Origin of the sequence: Verrucomicrobium sp. BvORR106, assembly GCF_000739655.1 — a bacterium.
In the GTDB taxonomy this organism is placed as follows: Bacteria; Verrucomicrobiota; Verrucomicrobiia; order Verrucomicrobiales; family Verrucomicrobiaceae; genus Verrucomicrobium.
The window spans coordinates 1-5239 of record NZ_BATR01000192.1 but is presented as its reverse complement, the minus strand read 5'-3'; the positions used below and the strand labels follow the sequence as shown (position 1 = coordinate 5239).

3 protein-coding genes are annotated in these 5239 nt (G+C 66.4%); all 3 read left to right on the top strand.

Going from position 1 to position 5239, the window contains the following annotated elements; genetic code table 11:
* A partial coding sequence (locus tag BV106_RS34700) for a fibronectin type III domain-containing protein (protein ID WP_038172854.1) occupies window positions 1-3076 on the top strand: 3076 nt, incomplete at its 5' end.
* Window positions 3077-3145: 69 nt separating this feature from the next.
* Window positions 3146-3865 carry a hypothetical protein gene (locus tag BV106_RS34695; protein WP_038172852.1) on the top strand — a complete coding sequence of 240 codons (720 nt, stop codon included), beginning with the start codon at window positions 3146-3148 and terminating at the stop codon, window positions 3863-3865.
* Window positions 3866-3911: 46 nt separating this feature from the next.
* On the top strand, window positions 3912-5239 hold a 1328-nt coding region (locus tag BV106_RS34690; RefSeq protein WP_038172850.1), incomplete at its 3' end, for a transglutaminase domain-containing protein.

Genomic DNA, 5239 nt, shown 5'->3' with positions numbered 1-5239 from the left:
CGATGGCGATGACCTGCCGGACTGGTGGGAACATGCGCACCACGGGACGCTGGCGCATGACCAGGCGGATGATGTGGACGGGGACGGTCTGACGGAGGCGGGCGAGTACTTCTATGAAACCTCGCCGGTGGACACGGACAGCAACGATGACTCCATCACGGACGGGCAGGCCTTTGCCGCGGCGCACGGGCTGGTGGCGACGAGTGTGACGGTGACGGAACGTCATGCGAATGCGGTGAAGCTCACGTGGCTGAGCGCGTGCACCTTTGAGACGAGCTTCAGCATTGAGAAGTCCCTGGATGGCGGCACCACCTGGGTGGCGGCGGGGAGTGCGCCGGCGAATGCGACAACCTACCTGGTGTCTGGCCTGCCGGAGAAGACGGCGCACCTTTTCCGCGTGGCGACGGTGAGCCTCTATGGCACGGGCCGGAGCGGCACGGTGGCCGCCAGCACGAGGCCCGCCAAGCCGGCCGCGCCTGCCCAGTTGACGCTGGTATCGGCCAATCCGGTGGAGGCGACGCTGTCCTGGCTGGACCAGGCGGGCAATGAAACGAGCTATGTGGTGGAGGGCAAGGAGGTGGGGGCGCCCGCCTTCCTGACCGGGGCCACCACGGGGAGCAATGCCACCACGGCCACGGTGGAGGATCTGGTGGGGGCCAGCGCCTACGTTTTCCGGGTTCGGGCTGTGAACACTGACGGAGTGGACACGGAGTACTCCGACTACTCCAGCGAGCTGACGCTGCCCAAGGTCCCCGCCGCCCCCACCTCCCTGGTGGTGGCTGCGACACTGCCCTACCAGGCCAGCCTTGGGTGGGCCCTGCCGGTGGACGCCACGCGCACCGCGGTGAGGGTGCGCGGCTTTGATGGCACCGGGGCGAACCAGCGTTTCCAGATCGATCTGGCCCCTGCGGCCCTGCAGTATGTGGACACGGGCCTGGTGCCCGCCACCACGTACCAGTACAAGGTGGCAACGGTGAACGAGCGGGGTGAGACGCAGACCGCCTTTGTGGGGGCGACCACCCAGGGGCTGCTGCCGGCGACACCCACGGGCGTGACGGCCACGGCGCTGGGCGCACGGGCGATGCTGGTGAACTGGACGGACAACGCCAACAATGAGGTGAGCTACATCGTGGAGCGGTCCACGACCTCCGGCTTTGCCGTGGTGGTGGCGAGCCCGGTGCTGCCGGCCAACACCACGAGCTATGAGGACCGCGTGGGTCTGCAGGGGGCGACCACGTACTACTACCGGGTTAAGGCCGTTAACGAGTCCGGCAGCTCCGCCTACTCGTCCACAGCCACGGGTGTGACCTCGAACTACCCCACGGCCAATCATGCGCCGGATGCTCTGGGCGTGGTGCCGGATGAGCTGGCGCTCTACAGCACGAGTGCGCCGAGTTATGCGGTCTTCACCACCATCGGCACGGGGCAGTTCACAGAGGCGTTTCAGGATGGGGAATTCGTCGCCACCTCAGTCGGCACGGTCTTTCTCTGGCGCACCACGCCGGCCTCGCCCACGGGGGCGGCGCCGCTGAACCAGGTGGAGGTGTATCTCTACAACGGCAGCAGCTGGGTGTACCAGGGGGCGCTGTCGCCTCCGGGCGGGGCGGGCGCGACGTCAGGGTTTGGCACGAGCATTGTGGCTTCAGGAAACAAAGCCTTCATCGGCGCACCAGGGGCGGTGAACGGCGCCAGCGGGGCCACGGGGCTGGTCTATGTACTGGACTTCAACGGGCTGAGCATCACCTCCAGCGTGATCGCGCCTCCGGGTGGCGGTGCGGTGGGGGACCAGTTCGGTGCCTCGTTGTCGGTGGATGGCACCCGCCTGATCGTGGGCTCCCCGGGCAAGGACAAGCCCAACGGTGGCGGCTCGATCACGGATGCCGGTGCCGCGCACCTGTACAACTGGAACGGCAGTGCGTGGGCTCTGCACCGCACGGAGTACAGCCTGGGCGCGCAGACCGGGGGCAAGTATGGCTTCTCTGTCTCCCTCCGTGGTCGGAACTATGTGGTGGGTGCGCCGTATGAGGACGGGCTCTTCCAGGTGGGCAGCACGCTCTATGCGCTGGGGGACACGGGCTCGGTCTATCTGAGCCGGTGGAATGAGCCGGGACAGATCCTGGGCTTCCAGAATCTGTTTGCCCTCTATCCCGCGGTGCAGGCGAAGATCGCCGGCCTGGGCAGCTCGCTCTTTGGCTACTCGGTCTCCATCGACAGCGCGATGCGCATCGCGGTGGGGCGGCCGGCCTCGACCTGGACGGCGGGGGACAATATGAGCGCGTGGGACCGGGGCAATGTGATGCTGCTGCAGTGGAACGGGGAGCTGGACCAGGACTACATCTTTGCGATCGACACCATCACGGACGGAGCGCTCGCGGCGGGGGCCCGCTTTGGCGAGTATGTGGAGGAGGCGCAGGGCTATGAGCTGGCGGTCCGCACGGGTCTGCGTAATGCCACGAACCTGCCTGGGCACTACTACTCCTACCTGGGCATCACGGCGCGGCCGGGCCAGGTGATCGGCGGGGTGCCGGTGTCCCGCCGTGTGGGGGACATGGTGGGGCTGGATGAGGACTATGATCCGCTGACGTTCTCCATTCCGGGCACGAGCAACCCCCTGGCCACGCACTTTGAGATTGGCACCGGCGGGGTGCTGAAGGCGAAGAACACGCTCTCTGGCGTGACCAACGGGCTCTATGTGCTGGCACTGGCGGTGAGCGATGACCGGGGCGGCTCGGTGGCGCGGGGGCTGGTGGTGGATGTGACGGGGGCCACGGCCTCCAATGACGCGGACCAGGACGGCATCGATGACACGTGGGAGCTGGCCCATGGGCTGAACCCTGCGGACGGGCTGGATTCACTCTCTGACCTGGATGGCGACGGCTACACGGCGCTGGAGGAGTACCAGAGGTCCCTCTCCGGCCAGAGCTACGCCATCAATCCCGGATCGTGGGACCTGGATCCCAACGGCGACATCGATGGCGACTCCATCGCCAACAAGCTGGACGGCAATCCGCATGATCCCAGCGTGGGCCAGATGAATGTGCAGATCACCTCCCCCGGCAGTGGAGTGACGCTCTGACCGCCGGCTCCGTGGCGAGCCTTCCCTCTTTTCATTCTTTCCTGAAACTCTCCCAACCGGACCTCCTCCATGAAACTGTTGTTCACAGCTAGAACTCCCGGCACGCTCCTCACCCTCAGCCTCCTCTGCGCCGCGGTCTGGGGGCTGGGCTCCTGCTCCAAGGAGGGGGCACCTCCGCCAGCTGCGAGCCAGGTGTCTGCGCCGGCGCCGGTGAAGCAGAAGGTGTCCGCCGACGGGATCGAGATCATCGAGCATCCCGCCCTGCCGGAGACCAGGGATCTGCGCCCGCTGGCGGTGGCACCGGAGCCTGCGGCCAATCCTGCTGCGGCAGCGGCAGCGATGCCTGCACAGCCGCTGACGGTGTCGGGGGAGGGCGGACTGACGCTCTCCAATGCGCCGGGGGAAAACGGCAGCCTCCTGACGGTGGAGTCTGCGGCTGACCAGAAGCTGCAGAAGCAGCAGCCAGCAGAGGGGCCCCAGACGGCACCCCTGCGACTCGAGGCCCGGCACCAGGCCATGGCGGAGATGCTGCGCGTGCGCAAGGCCGCGGAAACCCCCTGCCCCCGTCCCGGCCCGGTAAGACGAGGTCGACACACTCTTTCACTCAGGTTTCATAGAACCCTTCTTCACCCCTCTCCTGCAATGATGACGAAGAGCACTCACAGGACCTTTTTGTGCCTGGCCACGGCCGTTTTGGCCATGAGTTCATGGCTGATCCCGGGCGCCGCCCAGGCCCAGTCGGGCCCCCAAGCCGCGCACGGGCAGGTTCTCCTACGGGGCGGGGGATGACCCCACGTACCAGGCCTTTGTCATCCCGCTGGATTTCCAGAAGGGCGTGCAGCTTTCCCCCACGGGCATTGCGCCGTGGGCCTCCGGCTTGGACTACAATGCCTACCCCTGGTTCTTCAAGATCACGGGGCAGTCCAGCTTCCTCTTGCAGAACAACAGCGGCACGGTGACCTATCCGCTGGAGGTGCAGAACCCGATTGCCGGCTTTGGTAGTGAAGCGGGCGGCACGCCGCTGTACATCGGCCAGAGCAGCCGCTTTGCCCTGCACACGGGCGGCCAGTCTGCGGCGACGGATGTGCCGGATGAGATGAGCATCCGCGTGTACCGGAGGTCGGACTTTGCCCAGCAGGGGAACGTGGTGCCGGTGCAGGTGCAGGCGCTGGACATCCCACATTGGAAGAGCGCCTCTGCCACGAACTCGGCGGCGGAGTGGAAGCAGTTTGGGGACAACGGATTTCAGAAGACCTTTGTGACCACAGTGAGCGGGGTGCAGGTTCTGGAAACTACGGTGCAGCTGGCGCTGGAGGCGGGTCCGGACGGCATGTTTGGCGCGGGCTACTCCGCCCCCTTCATCATCACGCACCGGGCGCTGCCGGGTGCGGAAAACTATTACTTCTCCGTGGCGGCGGTGGGGAACACGATGGTGGGCAGCAACGCCCACTGGCTGGCGGTGAGTGATCCGGCCCAGGCGGGCACGAGCGGGACGTTCGTGGTGGGTTATGCCTTGAACTTCGAGTCCGCCCCGCCCTGGGGCACCACGCTGGTGAAGACGCCTCACTTCCAGGGGGAGCCCGCGCCGCCCACGTACCACGGGAAGACGGCGGAGGAGATCCAGGCGCTGACGCCGCGGTTCGAGCACCAGTTCGCGGCACCCGCCGGCACCACGTACACGCAGCTCAACCAGGCGCCGGAGCTGCAGAACCACACCATCCTGGACCGCTTTGTCTCCGAGATGGGGAGCAACCCGATGGCGCTGGTGAACTATGTGCACAATGAGATCGGCCTGACGGATGCGCTGGGCTACAATGAGAACGGGGACATCGATGAGGCGGCGGTGAATGCGGGCGGGATCAACCGCAGCGCGCTGGCCACCTTCCAGGAGGGGCAGGGCTCTCCCGATGAGCAGTGTGCGCTGCTGGTGTATCTGCTGCGCAAGGCCGGGGTGCATGCGTCTTATGTGCGCTCCTCGCCCAATGCGGTGAAGATGCTGGACCAGCGCCTGAGCAACCTGCTGCGCATGCGGCTGAAGGGGCTGCAGACGCCGGATGGCACGCAGCCAGTGCCGCAGCTGATCGGGGTGAACTACCCGTGGGTGGCGGCCTATGTGAATGTGGACGGGGTGAACAAGTGGGTGCACCTCTTCCCCTGGCTGAA